This is a genomic window from Flavobacterium kochi, assembly GCF_048286715.1.
Classification (GTDB): Bacteria; Bacteroidota; Bacteroidia; order Flavobacteriales; family Flavobacteriaceae; genus Flavobacterium.
The window spans coordinates 173,320-192,684 of the sequence record NZ_JBLVPW010000006.1 but is presented as its reverse complement, the minus strand read 5'-3'; the positions used below and the strand labels follow the sequence as shown (position 1 = coordinate 192,684).

Below are 19,365 nucleotides of genomic sequence, written 5' to 3'. Positions count from 1 at the left end.
GGAATTTTTATTCAAATGCATTAACATCTTATTTAATTTAAAATAAATTTCAAACCCTCCATTAGCTATTTTATTGTAAATTAGTAGTCGATGATTTCTTTCCGTAAAATCATGCTTTTATAAACATCTTATTTGATTGCAAAATTCGTAATTTTCAATTAAATAAAAAAATATAACATTTATTAATGCTTTTGTTATATTTCTTTATGTAAATTTGTCGCATAAAAATTACCGAACCATGAAACCAGATTTATTTCAAGCTCCAGATTATTACAACCTTGACGATTTATTAACAGAAGAACACAAATTAGTACGTGACTCCGCTCGTGCATGGGTCAAACGTGAAGTCTCTCCTATTATAGAAGAATATGCTCAAAAAGCTGAATTCCCAAAACAGATCATAAAAGGCTTGGGAGAAATTGGTGGTTTTGGCCCCTATATTCCTGTTGAATATGGTGGCGCAGGTTTAGACCAAATTTCTTATGGGCTAATCATGCAAGAAATTGAACGCGGAGATTCTGGTGTTCGTTCCACTTCATCCGTACAATCTTCTTTAGTAATGTATCCAATTTGGAAATACGGAAACGAAGAACAACGTATGAAATACTTACCAAAACTAGCCACTGGCGAATTCATGGGCTGCTTTGGATTGACTGAACCTAATTACGGTTCAGATCCAGGAAGTATGATCACGAACTTTAAAGATAAGGGTGACCATTATCTATTGAACGGTGCCAAAATGTGGATTTCAAACGCACCATTTGCTGACATTGCTATTGTTTGGGCAAAGAATGAAGAAGGTAGAATTCACGGTTTAATTGTTGAAAGAGGAATGGAAGGTTTCACAACTCCGGAAACCCATAACAAATGGTCCCTTCGTGCCTCTTCTACAGGAGAGTTGATTTTTGACAACGTAAAGGTGCCTAAAGAAAATTTATTACCAAATAAATCTGGATTAGGAGCTCCACTTGGCTGTCTTGACTCAGCCCGTTATGGTATTGCCTGGGGAGCTATCGGTGCAGCAATGGACTGTTACGATACCGCTTTGCGTTATGCAAAAGAAAGAATCCAGTTTGACAAACCTATTGCAGGAACACAATTGCAACAAAAGAAATTAGCTGAAATGATTACTGAAATCACCAAAGCACAACTATTAACCTGGAGATTAGGCGTTTTAAGAAACGAAGGCAGAGCAACAACAGCTCAAATCTCGATGGCTAAAAGAAATAATGTAGATATGGCGATTCATATTGCTCGCGAAGCCAGACAAATGCTAGGCGGAATGGGAATTACCGGAGAATATTCTATAATGCGTCACATGATGAATTTAGAATCAGTAATTACATATGAAGGAACACACGACATTCATTTACTAATTACAGGAATGGACATTACAGGAATTTCCGCTTTTAAATAGCATTAAACGACTATTAAAGTATTTATAAATTTGATAGTAAAAGCTTCTTGGAAACAAGAAGCTTTTTTACCTTTACATAAAAAATACCACTGATGAACATTGAAACAATCAACAATAGCATTCAGCCTCAAAAAGAGCTATTGTTACAACATTCCCTATACAAAAAAGTAAAAACCATAGAAGACTTACACTGTTTTCTTGAGAGCCATGTGTATGCGGTTTGGGATTTTATGTCATTATTAAAAGCATTACAATCTAAATTAACCTGTACGACAACTCCATGGTTTGCCACAGAAAATCCAGAAACCAGATATCTGATTAACGAAATAGTCCTAGCCGAAGAATCAGATTTGACTATTGACAGTCGCCGCCAAAGCCATTATGAAATGTACATCGAAGCGATGAAAGCCTGTGGTGCAAGCACAGTAGGAATTGAACAGTTTTTATCAGAAGTTAATTCGCTTAAAAATATATTTGTAGCTATTAAAAAAAGTAACCTGCACCCTGATATCAAAGCCTTTTTAGACTTCACTTTTCGAGTTATTGAAGAAGGAAAATCACATGAAATAGCCGCCGCTTTTACTTTTGGAAGAGAGGATTTGATTCCGAGTATGTTTACCGAAATTTTAAAAAACTTTCAAACTAATTTTCCTCAAAAAGATTTGAGTAAGCTAATTTATTATTTCGAAAGACATATCGAATTAGACGCTGATGATCACGGCCCTATGGCGATGAAAATGATAACCGAACTTTGCGGAACTGATGCGCAAAAATGGTCAGATGTGGAAGAAATTTCGATTTTAGCTTTAAAAAAACGAATCGGACTTTGGGATGCCATCGAAGAAACTATAATGATGAATGTGGAATTAGCGTAAAAAGCAAAACCAATACCTTCAAATAAACGTAACTATTGTTTAGAAATGAAACATCATTAATTTCAAAATAATGGAAAACCAATTCAAAATAATAGTTGCGTTCTTTTTACTAATTTTTATAGTCAGTTGCAGCAGTGAAAATCCAATGCCTAAAACAAGTTCCGCTCCAATAGTCAGCAATCCTGTAACTACTAATCCTGTAGTGGTAACAGTCCCTCAAACACAAAATCAAACCTTTAGCTACTTAGCCCTCGGAGACAGTTACACTATTGGACAAAGTGTTTGTGAAACCTGTAGATTTCCTGAACAATTGAAGAGAAGCCTGAGTAACTTAAACCCAAACAACACCTATCCTTTAAAGATTATTGCACAAACTGGGTGGACAACCACTAACTTAATCTCAGCAATTGATTTACAAAATCCAGCTTCAGATTATGATTTAGTCACGTTACTAATTGGAGTAAATAATCAATTTCAGAACAGACCTTTTTCGTTGTATGAGAAAGAGTTTCCTGAATTAGTAAGTAAAGCTATTGCACTTGCAAAAGGAGATAAGACTAATGTCATCGTAGTTTCTATTCCTGATTATGCCTATACCCCCTATGGCCAAGGATCAGGAATCCAATCGAAGATTTCTATGGAAATTGACACTTATAATGCTTTCGCAAAAAAGTACTGCACCGATAACACTATTGAGTTTATAACTATTACCGATATCACCAGACAAGGTTTAACAAATACCACTCTTGTGGCTCAAGACGGATTACATCCTTCCGAATTAGCGTATTCGTTATTTGTAGAACGGCTTTTGCCAAAAGCGGCCACAGCTATACAAAAATAAAAAATCCCTAATTGAATTGCCCCCAAAAAGCTAGACGCTATTTGGGGGCAGTTCAGTTCAATTAGGGATTTTTTTATTAATTTTCCGGAGCCAACTCCAGCTCTAATCCTTCAAGGCTTTCGGTGATTGGGATTTGACAGCCCAATCGACTGTTTGATTTTACATAGAAAGCTTCTGATAACATCGCCTCTTCATCGTCGCCCATTTCGGGTAATGCGACATCATTAAGAACGTAGCACTGACAAGAAGCACACATGGCCATTCCGCCGCAGGTTCCTTCTACAGGAAGCTCGTATGCTTTACATAACTCCATAATGTTCATGGCCATATCTGTGGGAGCCTGTAATTCATGTACTACTCCTTCTCTATCTTTTATTTTTATTAATACATCCATTTTTTGCTATTTGGAATTGGTTGGTTAATCAATTGTACCTTTTTGGAATATCTTATCGATATCCAGATTATTTTGCCTGAGGGATTACTTTCCTTCACTTCTATCATTAGAGTTACTGAACTTCGATTGCGGCCAGCTCCGGAAATAGCGCGAATCACCCTACCCTTTTAAGAAAAAAAACAAATACTCGTTATCTTGAGTTGCCTTTTTTCTTAAAACGGATACGCTCTAAGCATTTATAGGATATTTACAACAGTTTCTATTTGGGGAGCAAATTTTTTGATGGTGGTTTCCACGCCGGCTCTCAATGTCATTTGGTTTACACTGCAACTGGTACATGCTCCTTCGAGACGCACTTTTACGTGTTTGTCATCCTCTATGGAAACAAGGGTAATATCTCCTCCATCAGAGTTCAAAAAAGGTCTGATTTCTTCAAGTGCTTTTTGAACTTCTAGTGTTAATTCTTCTGTTGTCATAATTATGTTATTGGATTTTCGGACTGCTGGATTTTTTTGATTTTCCCAACAAACCAAATTTCAATTTATTTTTTAACTGCTGAACAACCCGCCATAGTTGTAATTTTAACAGCTTCGGTTGCAGGCAAACTTTCGTTTCTGCTTACTACTTCCTGCACAACATTTCTCGTGATTTCTTCAAAAACTGTTTCGATAATTGAACCAGTCTGCATCGCTGCAGGACGACCGTAATCTCCCGCTTCACGAATAGATTGTACGATCGGCACTTCTCCCAGGAATGGAACCTCTAAATCTTCTGCAAGATTTCTGGCCCCTTCTTTTCCAAAGATGTAATATTTATTTCCAGGTAATTCTTCAGGTGTGAAGTATGCCATGTTTTCAATAATTCCCAATACAGGAACATTTATTGCCTCAGACATAAACATAGAAACACCTTTTTTAGCATCGGCCAAAGCTACCGCTTGTGGAGTACTTACAATTACAACACCTGTAATAGGTAATGATTGTACGATTGAAAGGTGAATATCTCCTGTTCCCGGTGGTAAATCGATTAACATAAAATCTAATTCTCCCCAGTCCGCATCAAAAATCATTTGGTTTAATGCTTTGGAGGCCATAGGCCCCCTCCAAATTACTGCTTGACTTGGCGCTGTAAAAAATCCTATCGAAAGGATTTTTACTTCGTAGCTTTCAACCGGTTTCATTTTTGATTTCCCGTCAACCATTACAGATACTGGCTTTTCGCTTTCTACATCAAACATTATTGGCATAGATGGCCCATAAATATCCGCGTCCAGAATTCCTACTGAAAAACCCATTTTGGCCAACGATACCGCTAAATTTGCAGTAACTGTAGACTTCCCTACTCCACCTTTACCAGAGGCAACTCCTATAATATTTTTTATTCCTGGGATTGACTTCCCTTTAACTTCCGGTTTGTCCGGAACCTCAACTTTGCTATTGATTTTGATTTTAGCATCTGCAGATACTAATTCAAGAATTGTTTTTTTGATATCGTCTTCAGCACGCTTTTTAATATGCATTGCCGGTGTGTGTAATACTAAATCTACCACAACCTCATCGCCAAAAGTAATTACATTTGCTATTGCACCACTTTCAACCATGTTTTTTCCTTCTCCGGCTATAGTAATCGTTTCTAAAGCTTTAAGAATATCTTTCCTGTCTAATTTCATTTTTAGTTTATTGTTTTCTATCGGCATTTTAATGCCGGAATATTATCTTTATTTAAACTGATTTCAGATTACAAAGATACTATGAAAAGTTCTTATTATAAAGGTTTTGTATTGCATTTATTGATGCGCAAATTGACGGTAGTTATTACAGAATTTTTGAGTCCTAATTTCCCAACACCAACCGTATCAAAACCCAATAATTATCTTTCAGATTTAATTAAAAAACAACATCATTAAACCTAATAAACCACAATTTATAATCTAAATTTATAAGAAAAAAGTATGGGATTAAGTTTTCACTATAAGGGGGCGTTTAAAAACCCAAACCTTTTAAAAAAAATGATTGAAGAGGTGGCTGACATCTCCCAGGCAAACCAATGGAAATTCCATGTTTTCGAACAAGTGTTTCCAAGCCATGCCTTTACTCTTGATTCCTTTAATGACTGCATTTATGGTATTTGTTTTAGCCCTCCCGATTGCGAAGTTGTTTGCCTGACTTTTCTCTCCAACGGAAAAATGTGTGCTTTCTATAATTTCGAACCTTCGAAGGATCCCGTAAATGAATCCGATGACAATTATTTGTCGGTAAAAACCCAATTTGCCGGACCTGAAATTCACAAACAACTAATCAATATCTTCGATTATATAAACAAAATATACTTTGAAAATTTTGATCTTACTGATGAGGGAAATTATTGGGAAACAAAAAACGACCAGCTACTCCAGGAAACATTTGAAAAATACACCAATCTAATCAATGGATTTGACAGTTTATTGGACAATATTCCAATTGGAGAACATGAAACGATCGAAGCGTATTTAATCCGAATTGCCGAAACAGCTAATAAAAAGAACAACAAAAACGAATAACGGATAAACACTAACGAAAGAAAAGTTCCAAAATTGCAAAAGTCACCAGCGCAACTGATCACTACTGCCTAACCGCTGGTTGCCAAAAATGTTTTTCGAAATCCACAATTTGATTGTCCACAACTTCTATTCCTTCGTTTTCAAGTAATTGCTGCATCAGATTCGTTCCGTCAAAATGAAGTTTCCCGGTAAGCAATCCTTTTCTGTTCACGACACGATGTGCCGGAACATCTTCCCTATTATGCGAAGCATTCATAGCCCAGCCTACCATTCGGGCAGAGCGCGCCGTTCCCAAAGCTTTTGCAATAGCACCATACGAAGTAACTTTCCCATAGGGGATTTCTCTGGCGATAGCATACACTCGTTCAAAAAAATTGTCGTTTGACATGGTTATGGATCTAATAAAAACCTATTTCTATTTGTCTTCAGACTTTAAAAACTACCTTAAATAATACTTTATAATATTGATTAGACTGATTAAAGATATCAATCCGGTTATAGTCCCTATAATAGTATTCATATTCCTAACGATATAATCCGTCTTGTTTTGTATTTTTTGAAAAAAGGTAATATAGCAATAGAAAACCAGAGAAGAGCCCAGCATTACACCAGTAACAAAAATAAAAATATAGGCCATATCATAAGAAAACAGATTGTAAGATGATAAAGTGACACTTACAAAAACATAATAAGGGATAGGAAAAAAATTAAATGCAGACAATAACATTCCAAGAAAAAACCTTTTTGTGCTGCTGTACTTTTTTATTTTCCCCTTTTTAATCTTCGGCTTTTTGGCTATCCAAAGAAAATAAATGGTTAATAACGTAAAAACACCAAATCCTGCTTCACGCAACAAAATTAAAACATCAGGACGATCAGCAATATATCGAGAAAACAATATAGCAAGATATGCTTGAAAAAATATTATAACTACCGCACCCGAAACGAACCATAAGGCGCTTCTTTTTCCTTCTTTTAAATTTACTTTTGCAGCCGTCATATTGAGTAAACCTGGCGGTGTAATCCCAATAAAAGCAGTTGCGAAACCCAAAAACAAAGACATGATTAAGTTCATAAACAAATTTTTTGCATTCAAAAAAGATAAATCATTCGAGTTATAAAAGTGAGACTATTCTTTAATTTTGAATCTAATGTACGTAATTGCTTTGTTAATTTCCAAATATTGTTTTTCGTAAAAAGTCTGAAAAGCAGTAACTTCCTCCGGACTCCCTTCGTTTACATACACATTATGATTCGCGTATAAAACTTCATGTCCTTCACCATGCAGCAATCCTAATGTATAACCATGCATAAACTCACTATCGGTTTTTAAGTTTACAACACCGCCTTTTTTGAGGATTTTTTTATACAATTGCAAAAACTCCGAATTGGTCATTCTGTGTTTCGTCCGTTTGTATTTTATTTGTGGATCCGGAAAAGTAATCCAGATTTCGTCAACTTCGTTTTCTGCAAAAATATGATTGATTAATTCGATCTGGGTTCTGATAAAAGCCACATTATGAAGTCCGGTATCAACAGCTGTTTTGGCACCACGCCAGAAACGCGCTCCTTTGATATCGATTCCTATAAAATTTTTATTTGGGTATCTTTCGGCTAAACCTACTGAATATTCACCTTTACCACAGCCTAATTCAAGCACCAACGGATTTTCATTTTTGAAGAACTCTGTGTTCCATTTCCCTTTAAGTGGAAATAAATCACCTACTACTTCTTCTCTTGTTGGTTGAAAAACGTTGTTAAATGTTTCGTTTTCCTTGAACCTTTTTAATTTATTTTTGCTTCCCACTTTTTCAGAATATTTCGGCAAAATTAAGGAAATATATAAGACCGAATGATTTGCTGGTAAAAAAATGAAGAAAATCATGCTGAGAACTTTCGCCGCAGGGAAGAAAACTAAAAAATACTACGATCATATGTTGAGAAACTTCTTACCGCAACCCTAATTATCATTGGTTTTTTATAAAAAAAGATGTTTTTTTTTTACCTTTATATAAAATAATCATGCCATGAGAAACTTTGTTTTATCAGTTGCAATTATTTTATTTGGCTTATCACTTGCCTCTGTTTACCGTAATAGCAATGAAAATCTTACGGTTAAAGAAACTTCTCTTGCCTTACATCTCCCGGAATCTTCATTCAGCAAATCTGCCATTCCCATTGACAGCGCAACTGTTTCCCGTTTCTTTAAGAAATATCCCAATTTAAAAAAATACCGATCAGATGTGAGCGTCTTGTACAAAAAAAGGAATTATAATTCCATTTGGTTTGACAACAAAGGCCTTATTGAGTTTGCCCACTTGTTATATTCTAAAGTAAATCAGCTGGAGGAAGAAGGCTTAAAGTCGAAATTGGCCTATAAAGATAAAATCGACGGCATTTTCAACGAGGATGCTACCGGTGATTTATCACCAGAAGATACGGAAATAATGATGTCTACCCTGTATGTTTTTTATGCCAAAAAAGTCTTTCAGGGAATTGACACTGAAAAAATCAGGGAAATGGGATGGTTTTTACCAAGAAAAAATCTCTCTTATGAAAATCTGCTGGACTCTTTATTAGTAGACCCTAAATTACTGATCAAAAATGAAAATCAGCTATTTGCACAATATTACAAACTACGGGAGGTTTTAAAAAAATACCGCGAAATAGAAAAAAACGGCGAATGGAACACCATAACAATGGATTCTTTGGAAGCAGAATATAAACCAAATGACAGCTCAAAAACAATTGGCCAAATCAGACAGCGTCTTGTCGTTACCGGCGACCTAAAACAAGATTCTAAAAGTAATCGGTATGATGAGGACTTAATGGCCGGTGTGCTGAATTACAAAAAAAGACATGGCTATAAAACGGATTACCTCATTACATCCAAGCATATTAAACGCATGAATATTCCTATTGAAAAATACATCAAAAGCATTATAGTCAACATGGAACGATGTCGATGGATTGCTCCGCAATTAACAAAAGCCGATGAATACATCATCATAAACATCCCATCCTACAACCTCATTTATAAAAAAAATGGTAAAAACGAATTAGAGTCTAAAGTCCTGGTGGGCAAAAACATGACTGAAACTGTAGTTTTCAGTAGTAACATAACAAAAATAATATTTAGTCCTTATTGGAACATTCCCAAAAGCATCATTCAAAATGAATTAATGGATGCCATTGCCCGAGACGAAAACTATTTGGAAAAACACAATATTGAATGGAACAAAGGCAATGCCAGACAACGGCCCGGGCCAAAAAACTCCCTGGGGCTGGTTAAATTTGTCTTTCCAAATTCTAATGACATCTATTTACACGATACACCATCAAAAGATTTGTTCCAATACGAATACCGAGCTTACAGTCACGGCTGCATCAATATAAACAAAGCAAAAGAATTGGCTCTGCTAATTTTAAAAGACGATCCTGACTGGCCTATAGAACGCATCAATGAGGCCATGAAAGGTGAAGTGGAGACAACTTGCATCCTGAAAAAGAAAATTCCCGTTCATATCGGTTATTTCACGACTTGGGTAAACGATTCCGGAGAAATCAGTTTTTACAATGACATTTACATAAGAGACGACCGGTTAGCTGAACTATTAATTTCTGATGATTCCAAATAAATGTATGATCGCATCTTTTATTAGCGATTTAATTTTTCATGGTTTTTATTCCATTTGATTTTTATTTTTCCGTCTTCGTCCACAGCTAATAAATACAGTACGATTCCTTTATTTCGGCGGTTGGCTATTTCATTTTTATCCGTAATCTTTTCATCTCTTTTCGGATTTCTTAGCGGAATAGTCAATGCTAAATTTGTTCCTCTGTTAAAGGAATAGACTCCGTTTATATCCAAGTTCAAAACGCTGGAACTGACTTTCAAATTATCGACATTCACCAGAGCTCCATCTATTATAAAATCTCCGGATAAATCACTAAAAACGACAGTGTCGAGATCTCTAAAAGGGAAAGCAAACTTGCCTACTTTTTTTATTGGTTCAAATTCGACTAAAGCCCCTTTATTCACGTCAAATTTAGCCACACCCGCGAGAGAATTTGTTTGTAATTGACCTCCTGAAAGCAGCGTCCCTTTGACAGAGGCCGAGGCGGAAAGATATCCTCGAATGTTTTTTGGCTTAAAGGATTGGATCCCAAAATTATTTACAGAAGTCAGGAATTGGGCAATAGCCACCCTATTAATTTTCACATTGGATTCTAAAAAGAAAAGATTATTTTTTGGCATTAACTGTCCGTCAAAAGAAATCGTTCCGCCCGAGCTTTGCATCCACCCATTTTTTACGATTAATTTATTATTGACCAATAAAACTGTGGCCTTAGCCTTAGTTGCTGCTAATTTACTATAGGCCATTTTATCGGCTTTTAAATTAAGGACCATTTGACATTTATCAATAACAGCATACAATTTACTCGAAAAATCATCCGTTTTATTTTTCTTTTTCACGGTTTTTTGACGGGAACGCGTAACAACTGCCAGAAACTGCCTAACATCCAGAAAAGGACAATAAATATCCCAATTAACCAACATTTTCTCTGGATTAGCATAATACAAAGTAAGGAAGTTATCTACTTTACCTTCCATAAAAACGGTATTCTTGCGATCTCTGAACGTAATCTTTTGAATTAACAGCGCTTCCTCGGTGAAATTCAGCTGAATGTCCGTTTTTTGAAAAGCCAAATTCCGAGGTCCATAATTTACAGTAGCATTTTTAACGGAAACACTTCCGGTAAACATTGGTTTTTGTATTTCTAAATTCACAATGTCAAATTTATACTCCAAATTAATTTTGGCTTGACCGTCAGAAAAACGCATGAAATCTCTATTCACTATTTTATTCAGTCGCGAAACGTCAAAATCAGATTTAAAACTTCCGGCTGCAGTCGTTTTTTCAAAATTTGTAATCATTCCGACAGGAATTGAGAAAGGAATCGTTTTATAAACACCTGAAAAGTTTGTTAATGTAATCGTGGAGTTAACATCATTGCAGCCGATTCCTCTTTTATAATTGTTTGTAAAGCTCGCATCGAAACAACAATTGGAGATGAGTCCGTCCGGTATCCTGAGCTCATTGTCGCTCGTTTTACTATGCACAACAATCTGGGGATCGCCAATGAAATTCATATCGCCACTAATCGTGCAACTGACTTGTATTGGCTTTTTCAAATCAAACCGACTGATTCTGGAACTAATATTCCCACTCATTAAATTTGAAGCATCTTGCCATAAGATAGTAGTTTTAATAGTAATGTCAAAAGGTGATTTATTTTTATCCAAACCAAAACGAGCGTTAATATCAAAAAAATCATTTCCGATTTGGAGACCTTCAGTACTTACGCTTATTTTATTTTTTTTATTGGAAAAATCAACCATTAAAACGCCTTCTACCATTTTATCTTTAATAAAGCTTCCTCTTTTTGTATTGAAAGCCATACTTTTGCCAAGCGTTTTCAGATAAAGATCTGTATGCCAATTGTCTTTATTGTGTTCGATTTTGCTTTTTAAAGAAATAATATCAAAATCAAATAACTTACCTCCAGGTTGATTTTCTGAGATGAAACGGACATGATTTAACACGATTTCATCAATCGAAGAGGTAGTGGAGCTTTTTGATTTGGCGTCTTTTGGTTTGGCTTTGAAAACATCTGTATTTACAATTCCGTTTTCACCCTTAAACAAGTACAGCGTTGCTTCCTTAATTTCTATTTTATCAATATTAATTTCGTTTGCCAGCAGACTCCAAAGACCTAAGCGAATTTCAATTTGCGCTGCTTTAAGCAAAGTACGTTTATGGATGGCCCACAAACTATCTTTTAATTCCACATGGCTCAAAGCCAAAGTCACATTAGGAAAACCCTCCAAAAACTTGTATTTAATAGCTCCAATTTGGATTGTTCCCTTTATATTTTGGTTGATTTTATTATTAATTTGAGTTACGATTTCCGTTTTATTATTGTCAAAATAAATCGCTAAAACTCCAGAACATAAGAAAACAAAAGCAACACTACCCATAAAGAAAAAACCAGCTCTTTTGATTATTTTTCTAAAGTGCGTGGTTTTTAAATAAGTTTTTGTGCTTTCCCAAAACTGATTCATCGGTATTTTCGTTATCGATTAAAATAAAGATAGCCTAAAAATATTCTTTTATGAAACTATTAGTACAAAAAACTAGATTCAGTACTCCTTTGAAAAGCTAAAAATCAGTATTGGCAAACTGTAAAAACCAAACTCCGTTTCCTAAATCGTCCGTTCTTCTGATGCTTACGGAAAGCAACAATATGCTCAAAAAATTAGCTTATTCTTCGTCAATAACTAAATCTAACTCCGCACACTCAATAGGAAAGAGTGTTTCGTCATGCTGAGACAGGTCCAGTCCCATAATTTCGGCTTCTTCCGAAACACGCATTGGAATAATTCTATTGGTGATTTTAAATAAAAGAAAAGCACCAAAAAAAGTATAAATAGAAACGAGAACCAATGCCATCATGTGATGTCCAAATACCTCCCAACCTCCATGAAGCAAGCTGGCATTTTCACCATGCGCAAAAATTGCCGTTAGAATCATTCCCATAATTCCACCCACACCATGACAGGCAAAAACATCTAGAGTATCATCAATCCCTTTCAAAAATTTAGCATTCACCACCCAATTGGAAACAAGAGCGGCGATAAAACCAAAAAACATACTTTCAGGAACGGATACAAAACCTGCCGCTGGTGTAATAGAAACCAGTCCGACTACAGCTCCAATACAGGCTCCCAATGCCGATACTTTTCTGCCATTTATTCGATCGAAGAAAATCCAAGTCAGCATTGCTGCTGCCGATGCAGTTGTTGTTGTTGCGAAAGCCATCGCTGCAACTCCATTGGCCTCCAAAGAAGAACCTGCATTAAAACCAATCCAACCAAACCAAAGCATTCCGGTACCTAATAAAACAAAAGGAATATTAGTAGGAACGTGTCTGCTATTTTTCCTTTTTCCTAAAACAATAACACCCGCTAAAGCTGCAAATCCAGCACTCATGTGTACCACGGTTCCACCTGCAAAATCTTTAACTCCAAAATAGGAGCCCAAAATTCCTGTAGGATACCAAACCGAATGGCATAAAGGGGCATATATAAACAATGTAAATAGACAGATAAAAAGCAAATAGGATATAAAACGAACGCGTTCTGCAAAAGACCCGGTAATAATTGCAGGCGCAATAACCGCAAATTTCATTTGAAACAAAGCAAATAACATAAAAGGAACGGTACTTGCTATTTTTTTATGCGGCAACATGCCTACATAGTCCATAAAAGTGAACGAAGTAGGATCACCCACAAAACTATAAAAACCAGAACCAATATGAATTCCCAATGGCGCTCCAAAAGCCAAACTAAAACCTACAACCACCCATAATAATGTGACTACACCCAAACAAATAAAACTTTGCAACATCGTAGAAATCACATTTTTCTTTCCTACCATTCCACCATAAAAGAAAGACAATCCCGGAGTCATTATCAACACTAAACAACAGGAAGTTAACATCCAGGCAACGTCTGCAGGAATGATTTGATCGGTAGTTCCAAATTGTGAAAGAACAGCATCAGTTGTTGTTACTGCTGGCCACAATACACCTGTGATACAAACTAAACTTATAATGACAAAGGATATGATCCAGCGCTTCTCTATTTTCATTTTATTTACTTAACCCCATTTTATTAGGGGGCAAAGTTAAAAAAAAATTAATTTCGAACCATAAAACAATTTAAAATAGGGGACGACTAAAGAATTATCGCTGAATTAATAATTTAAAAGGCAATTTGTTAAGTTTATTCGATTTAACGACCCCATTATGCGGTCTTTATTGAGGAATATATTATAATGAATTCTTCAGATAAATTTAAAATGGAATATAATTACTACTTATTTTGCAGGTTCTCTAAAAGCGTGTCTTCAATCGGTGCTTTTATTTTGACAACCTCAGTAACATTATCGTTAGGAATGGTCATCGACAAAACATAGTGTTTTATTTTCCACTTCTTGTTTATTTTGACAACTACTCCAGAACCCCGACAAATTTTCATTTGTGTATTCAGCAATTCATCAAACCATGCTATTTTTCCTGTTTTATCAAAATAAATGTGCCTTTCCAATGCTGTAAAATTCCAAGCTTTTCCCTTGTCAAAAAAGGGTTTTGCCCAAACTTTGAAAGCTGTTTTATTCCAATTTTCGGTAGCATCTGTCCCAATGAAAATCGCATCTTCGGTCATTAAATTAAAATACGAATTGTAGTTTGCTTCTGCGGCTGCTTTGTGCCAGGCATCAATTGTATTATTGATTCTTTCTTTCTCTTTATCAACGTCTTGATCCGCTGAAGTAAAGGCTAAAAGCAGTAAAATACTTAAAGAAATTAGTACTATTTTTTTCATAATTTTTGGATTTACTTGAATTTATCTGATGGAGAATATTGCTGTTAAAAATAAAATCAAACGCATAAAGCACTTACATACAAATACTTACCTTATTATTTTATTTAATTAACACACTAAAAGTAAAGATAGGATTTAAACCTTAAAAAACACGGCCTTTCAAAACGCGTAGTAAAGAGTCCAATTTGGCGTATTTTTGTATCGCCTTAAATGAATAATTACGCATAACAGTTCAACCTATGAGAAAGTTATTTTTACCAATACTAATTATTGTTTTTACAATATTATTTACGACCGTTTCCTGTAAAAAGAAAAATGACAAAGAAGCAGAAAGCACAAGCGCATCAGGAGACATTGCTTTTGACAGCACCCAAGTAGAAACTTTTTTCGGGAAATATCCAAAATTGAAAAGCTACCAGGCTGACGTGGAAAAATTATATCGCAAACATCACTTTCGTTACATCTGGTTTGACAAAGACGGACTCAATGAATTTGCTGGTGTATTATACAATAAAGTTAATAATTTGGGACTAGAAGGAGTGCAAACCGTTATTCCTTACAAAGAAAAATTAGACGAGATCTATGATAATGCAGAAGATATTCAAAAAGCAAATCTTGATATCGAACTGTTGAGTTCCGCATTGTACTTTTTTTACGCTGATAAAGTGTATGATGGAATCGATACCAAAAAAATCAAAGAACTTCAATGGTATTTACCTCGAAAGAAACAATCCTACGTCAGTTATTTAGATTCACTTTTAATCAATCCTTCATTAATCAACAAGGATGAAAAAGGCGTATTGAAACAATATTACCTGCTGAAAGACGTATTGCAAGAATACCGTAAAATTCAAAAAAAGGGCGGATGGAAAACGATCGCATTGGATCCAACTGTAAAATCATACAAACCGGGAGATAGTGCTGCAACAATTGCACAAATCAGAACCCGTTTGTTTATCACTGACGATTTGTCACGAGATTCAAAAAGTGCGGTATACGATACCGAATTAGCCACCGGGATTTTGAAATTCAAAAAAAGAAGTGGCAATACCATCAATAAGACAATTTTACCGGAACACATCAAATATATGAATGTGTCTGTCGCGGAACGCATCAAAACCATCATGGTCAATATGGAACGTTGCCGATGGATTTCAAACGACATTACCAAATCCAAAGAATTAATTGTGGTTAATATACCTGCCTATGAGTTAACCTTCTTTAGAGATGGAAAACCCGAGTTACGATCAAAAGTAGTTGTTGGAAAAGCGATGCACAAAACAGTTATTTTTAGTGCCCCTATGAAATATATCGTTTTTAGACCGTATTGGAATGTGCCCACCAGCATTTTACAGAAAGAAATACTTCCCGCGTTGGAGAAAAACCCAAATTATCTTGAAGAACATGACATGGAGTGGAAAGATGATTATGTAAGACAAAAACCGGGTCCTGAAAATTCATTAGGACTAGTAAAGTTTTTATTCCCCAACTCGAATGCTATTTATTTGCATGACACCCCATCAAAAAGCTTATTCGGTCAAGAAGACCGTGCTTTTAGCCATGGCTGTATTCGGGTGGCCAAGCCAAAAGAATTGGCCAACGTTATTATGAAAAATGATAAAGACTGGAATCCTGAAAAGATAGAAACAGCGATGAACAGCGGAGAAGAGTACTGGTACACACTTAAAAACAAAATCCCGGTCTATATAGGCTATTTTACTGCTTGGGTGGATACCGAAGGTATTATCCATTTCTATGAAGACGTATACAACAGGGATGAGACATTAGCTACCTTGCTGTTTAACAGATAAAGTTCCGTTAGTTCTAAAGAAATACTAATGCTAAAATCGACACTATGCAGCATCGTATTGAATTATCAGACCAGTCGAAATATTTATCCAATAAAAAAGGAACAACCGAACTCGAAATTTCTGAATCATCATCTTTTGGAGTTGCTGGCAACACGTCCGTATCGGAATATTGACTTTCTAATAATTTCTAAGAAAGGGTCATACTAATGAAACGTATAGTTTTATTAAAAAAACAAAGTACTGGCTTACTTCTTAAACCAAAAAAAATGACACCTTCTTATTTAAAAGATTGTGTCATTTTTTTTTTTAAATTACTGTTTACCCAAAGGCAACTATTTAATACGTTTTCTGTTTTTCGAAAGTAGTTTCCAATACTTTTTTGATTTTGTCTAACGCCCCCTGAAATGCTTTTTCGATCGTATCGGCATGATTCGTAACAGCTACAGGTTGCATATTTACAGGTCGTGCTTCAATTAAGCACCGTTTGTCATTACCACCTGATTTCTCACTGTTTTCGTCACCAAGATGCACTTCTAAACGGGTAATTTTATCTTCAAAACGGGACAGCGTTTTTTTCAATTCTTCGGAAAAATAAGACCCCAATCTTGCGTGTCCTTCTACATTATTGTCTGTGTTGATTTGTATTGTCATAGTACTATCTATTTATGATTGTTTCTCAAACTTACCGATTGCTACACGAAAAACCGAGTGAATTAATAAAACATTGTGATAATAAATATTCCTTGATTATTTTGACACTCTCCAGGATAAATCCTCACTATCATCCCAAATTATTTAACTTTTGTAATTCCATTATACCCATATTGTACAAAGTAAATGCTTGTATGTCAACGTTTTCCTGAATGGTCGCCGCCACAGATTTTCCTGCACCATGTCCAGCATTGATGTCAATTCGGATTAGGGCCGGGTTTGTTCCGGTTTGTTTTTCCTGTAATTCGGCAGCAAATTTAAAACTGTGTGCGGGCACTACTCTGTCATCGTGATCACCTGTGGTGACCATCGTGGCCGGATAGTGCGTTCCCCGTTTTATGTTGTGTACGGGAGAATAGCCCTTGATGTAGTCAAACATTTCCTTGCTGTCCTGTGCGGTCCCATAATCGTATGCCCAACCTGCGCCTGAGGTAAAGGTGTGGTAGCGCAACATATCCATCACGCCCACCGCTGGCAAAGCAACTTTCATCAAGTCCGGACGCTGTGTCATGGTAACGCCCACAAGCAGTCCGCCGTTTGACCCACCACGAATAGCAAGAAATTGCGGAGAGGTGTATTTTTTGACAATCAGGTATTCCGCTGCTGCAATGAAATCATCAAAGACATTTTGTTTTTGCATTTTGGTTCCTGCATCGTGCCATTTTTTTCCATACTCTCCACCGCCACGTAAATTGGGTACGGCAAAAACACCTCCGTTTTCCATCCAAACGGCATTGGCAATACTAAAACTTGGCGTCAGACTTACGTTGAATCCACCATAACCATATAACATTGCTGGGTTTGTACCGTCAAGTTTCAATCCTTTTTTATGAGTTATAATCATTGGGATTTTGGTTTCGTCTTTGGAACTGTAAAACACTTGCTTGGACTCATATTCTTCGCTATTGAAATCAACTTTTGGTTTTTGATACACTGCAGAAGTTCCGGATTTTGGTTCAAACGAATAGATAGAACCCGGAGTAATGTAATTCGTGAACGAATAATAAAGCACTTTTTCCTTTTTCTTTCCGCCAAAACCATCGGCAGTTCCTACGTCCGGCAAATGAATTTCACGAATCAGCTTTCCTGAGTAATCATATTGTTTCACCACCGAAACGGCATCTTTCATATAATTCGCAAAGAAATAACCTCCTCCGGTAGTCGGCGTCAAAACATTCTCAGTTTCTGCAATGAAGTCTTTCCAATTTTCCGGTTTTGGATTATTGAAATCAACAGTAATGATCCGTTTGTTGGGGGCATTTAAATCAGTTTCTATGAATAATGTTGTGCTTTCATTATCAATAATAATGTTGTCGCTCTTAAAATTATCCACAACAGTCACAATAGGACTGTTGGATTTTGTCAAGTCTTGGATGTACAATTCGTTTCCATACGTTGAAGTTGATGCGGTGATTACCAAATAATGGTTGTCCTCTGTAACGCTACCGCCTACATAGCGTCTTTTTTGGTCTGCACCAAAAATCACTTTATCTTCTTTTTGCGGAGTTCCTAAAGTATGGAATACAGTTTGTGCTGATCCGTTTTTGCCGATAATTCGCTGCCTTTTGGTTTGTCATAACTGGAATAATAGAATCCTTCGTTTCCTCTCCAAGACACACCACTGAATTTTACATCGACAAGAGTGTCTTCCAATACTTTTTTAGTAATGGCGTCCAATACTATGACTTTTCTCCAGTCGCTTCCACCTTCTGAAATGGCATAAGCCACTTTGGAACCGTCTTTGGAGAAATCGAGTCCTCCAAGGGAAGTGGTTCCGTCTTTGGAAAAAGTATTTGGATCCAGGAAAACAGTTTCCGTTCCTGTGGCGTCTTTTCTATACAACACCGATTGGTTTTGCAAGCCGTTATTTTTGTAGTAATACGTGTAATTTCCCTCAATAAAAGGCGCTCCTATTTTCTCGTAATCCCACACCTTTTCCATTCTTGCTTTTAGCGCAACACGAAATGGAATTTGATCTAAATAACCATACGTTACTTCATTTTGCGCTTTTACCCAAGCACCCGTTTCGGCCGATTTATCATCTTCGAGCCAGCGGTACGGATCGGCAACTTTGGTATCGAAATACACATCTACTGTTTCTCCTTTATGGGTTATGGGATATTTTATGGGATTCTGGTTTTGACCAGGGGATGTAGTTGAAACTGCCATTATTAAAAATTTGTTTTCATTAAATTCTAATTTGAATCAGTACAAAAATAGACAAATAGTTGGCGTTCCTTACGCAAGAAATTCTTAAAAAAGGGTTGATCACAGGATTGGTGTTTATAGTACAAAATTCTGCTGTAACTTGAACATTCAAAAAAACGC

19 protein-coding genes and 1 pseudogene are annotated in these 19,365 nt (G+C 36.1%); 8 read left to right on the top strand and 12 right to left on the bottom strand.

Features of this window, described 5'->3' with window-relative positions:
• The first annotated feature begins 238 nt into the window (after nt 1-238).
• The 3 genes from ACNQGH_RS07540 (at nt 239) to ACNQGH_RS07530 (ending at nt 3,133) form a co-directional block, all read left to right on the top strand.
• On the top strand, nt 239-1,417 hold the full coding sequence (locus tag ACNQGH_RS07540) for an acyl-CoA dehydrogenase family protein (protein WP_417955367.1): 1,179 nt from the start codon (nt 239-241) through the stop codon (nt 1,415-1,417).
• Between the two features lie 92 nt (nt 1,418-1,509).
• Nucleotides 1,510-2,292, top strand: a complete 783-nt coding sequence (locus tag ACNQGH_RS07535; RefSeq protein WP_417955366.1) for a DUF3050 domain-containing protein — start codon at nt 1,510-1,512, stop codon at nt 2,290-2,292.
• Between the two features lie 70 nt (nt 2,293-2,362).
• Complete coding sequence (locus tag ACNQGH_RS07530) at nt 2,363-3,133, top strand: SGNH/GDSL hydrolase family protein (protein ID WP_417955365.1); 771 nt, start codon at nt 2,363-2,365, stop codon at nt 3,131-3,133.
• 76 nt (nt 3,134-3,209) lie between these two features.
• On the opposite strand, the gene ACNQGH_RS07525 is transcribed toward ACNQGH_RS07530, so the two are convergent.
• The 3 genes from ACNQGH_RS07525 to ACNQGH_RS07515 form a co-directional block, all read right to left on the bottom strand.
• Complete coding sequence (locus tag ACNQGH_RS07525; protein WP_035668621.1) at nt 3,210-3,527, bottom strand: 2Fe-2S iron-sulfur cluster-binding family protein; 318 nt, start codon at nt 3,525-3,527, stop codon at nt 3,210-3,212.
• 236 nt (nt 3,528-3,763) lie between these two features.
• Entirely contained in the window at nt 3,764-4,003 is a 240-nt protein-coding gene (locus ACNQGH_RS07520; protein WP_417955364.1) for a NifU family protein, read from the bottom strand.
• A gap of 65 nt (nt 4,004-4,068) precedes the next feature.
• Nucleotides 4,069-5,196 (bottom strand): Mrp/NBP35 family ATP-binding protein, encoded by a 1,128-nt coding sequence (locus ACNQGH_RS07515; RefSeq protein WP_417955363.1) that lies wholly within the window; start codon nt 5,194-5,196, stop codon nt 4,069-4,071.
• Nucleotides 5,197-5,277: 81 nt separating this feature from the next.
• Between ACNQGH_RS07515 and ACNQGH_RS07510 the strand changes: the two genes are divergently transcribed.
• Together ACNQGH_RS07510 and ACNQGH_RS07505 are read left to right on the top strand one after the other, a co-directional pair.
• The gene (locus tag ACNQGH_RS07510; protein WP_417955362.1) at nt 5,278-5,433 is read left to right on the top strand and encodes a hypothetical protein; all 156 of its coding nucleotides are present in this window, start codon (nt 5,278-5,280) and stop codon (nt 5,431-5,433) included.
• A 102-nt stretch (nt 5,434-5,535) separates the two neighbouring features.
• Nucleotides 5,536-6,066 (top strand): hypothetical protein, encoded by a 531-nt coding sequence (locus tag ACNQGH_RS07505; RefSeq protein ID WP_417955361.1) that lies wholly within the window; start codon nt 5,536-5,538, stop codon nt 6,064-6,066.
• 61 nt (nt 6,067-6,127) lie between these two features.
• On the opposite strand, the gene ACNQGH_RS07500 is transcribed toward ACNQGH_RS07505, so the two are convergent.
• The 3 genes from ACNQGH_RS07500 to trmB are packed head-to-tail and all read right to left on the bottom strand — an operon-like array spanning nt 6,128 to nt 7,873.
• Entirely contained in the window at nt 6,128-6,454 is a 327-nt protein-coding gene (locus tag ACNQGH_RS07500; RefSeq protein ID WP_417955360.1) for an MGMT family protein, read from the bottom strand.
• A gap of 51 nt (nt 6,455-6,505) precedes the next feature.
• On the bottom strand, nt 6,506-7,141 hold the full coding sequence (locus ACNQGH_RS07495; RefSeq protein ID WP_417955359.1) for a LysE family transporter: 636 nt from the start codon (nt 7,139-7,141) through the stop codon (nt 6,506-6,508).
• 54 nt (nt 7,142-7,195) lie between these two features.
• Nucleotides 7,196-7,873 (bottom strand): tRNA (guanosine(46)-N7)-methyltransferase TrmB, encoded by a 678-nt coding sequence (gene trmB / locus ACNQGH_RS07490; RefSeq protein WP_417955415.1) that lies wholly within the window; start codon nt 7,871-7,873, stop codon nt 7,196-7,198.
• A 220-nt stretch (nt 7,874-8,093) separates the two neighbouring features.
• On the opposite strand from trmB, the gene ACNQGH_RS07485 reads away from it, so the two are divergent.
• Nucleotides 8,094-9,704, top strand: coding sequence for a L,D-transpeptidase family protein (locus ACNQGH_RS07485; protein ID WP_417955358.1), 1,611 nt, complete (start codon nt 8,094-8,096; stop codon nt 9,702-9,704).
• A 20-nt stretch (nt 9,705-9,724) separates the two neighbouring features.
• Here the strand turns inward: ACNQGH_RS07485 and ACNQGH_RS07480 are convergent, their stop codons facing one another.
• The 3 genes from ACNQGH_RS07480 to ACNQGH_RS07470 form a co-directional block, all read right to left on the bottom strand.
• Entirely contained in the window at nt 9,725-12,193 is a 2,469-nt protein-coding gene (locus ACNQGH_RS07480; protein WP_417955357.1) for an AsmA family protein, read from the bottom strand.
• Between the two features lie 199 nt (nt 12,194-12,392).
• On the bottom strand, nt 12,393-13,781 hold the full coding sequence (locus ACNQGH_RS07475; protein ID WP_417955356.1) for an ammonium transporter: 1,389 nt from the start codon (nt 13,779-13,781) through the stop codon (nt 12,393-12,395).
• Nucleotides 13,782-14,005: 224 nt separating this feature from the next.
• Complete coding sequence (locus tag ACNQGH_RS07470) at nt 14,006-14,515, bottom strand: nuclear transport factor 2 family protein (protein WP_417955355.1); 510 nt, start codon at nt 14,513-14,515, stop codon at nt 14,006-14,008.
• A 239-nt stretch (nt 14,516-14,754) separates the two neighbouring features.
• Between ACNQGH_RS07470 and ACNQGH_RS07465 the strand changes: the two genes are divergently transcribed.
• Both ACNQGH_RS07465 and ACNQGH_RS07460 read left to right on the top strand, forming a co-directional pair.
• Nucleotides 14,755-16,326, top strand: coding sequence for a L,D-transpeptidase family protein (locus ACNQGH_RS07465; RefSeq protein WP_417955354.1), 1,572 nt, complete (start codon nt 14,755-14,757; stop codon nt 16,324-16,326).
• A gap of 44 nt (nt 16,327-16,370) precedes the next feature.
• The gene (locus tag ACNQGH_RS07460) at nt 16,371-16,499 is read left to right on the top strand and encodes a hypothetical protein (RefSeq protein ID WP_417955353.1); all 129 of its coding nucleotides are present in this window, start codon (nt 16,371-16,373) and stop codon (nt 16,497-16,499) included.
• 163 nt (nt 16,500-16,662) lie between these two features.
• Here ACNQGH_RS07460 and ACNQGH_RS07455 read toward each other — a convergent pair whose 3' ends face one another.
• The 3 genes and pseudogenes from ACNQGH_RS07455 to ACNQGH_RS07445 form a co-directional block, all read right to left on the bottom strand.
• Nucleotides 16,663-16,977, bottom strand: a complete 315-nt coding sequence (locus ACNQGH_RS07455; RefSeq protein ID WP_417955352.1) for an HPF/RaiA family ribosome-associated protein — start codon at nt 16,975-16,977, stop codon at nt 16,663-16,665.
• A 130-nt stretch (nt 16,978-17,107) separates the two neighbouring features.
• Entirely contained in the window at nt 17,108-17,761 is a 654-nt protein-coding gene (locus ACNQGH_RS07450; protein ID WP_417955414.1) for a prolyl oligopeptidase family serine peptidase, read from the bottom strand.
• 258 nt (nt 17,762-18,019) lie between these two features.
• Nucleotides 18,020-19,206: pseudogene (locus tag ACNQGH_RS07445) on the bottom strand (prolyl oligopeptidase family protein); the annotation flags it as partial.
• Nucleotides 19,207-19,365: the final 159 nt, after the last annotated feature.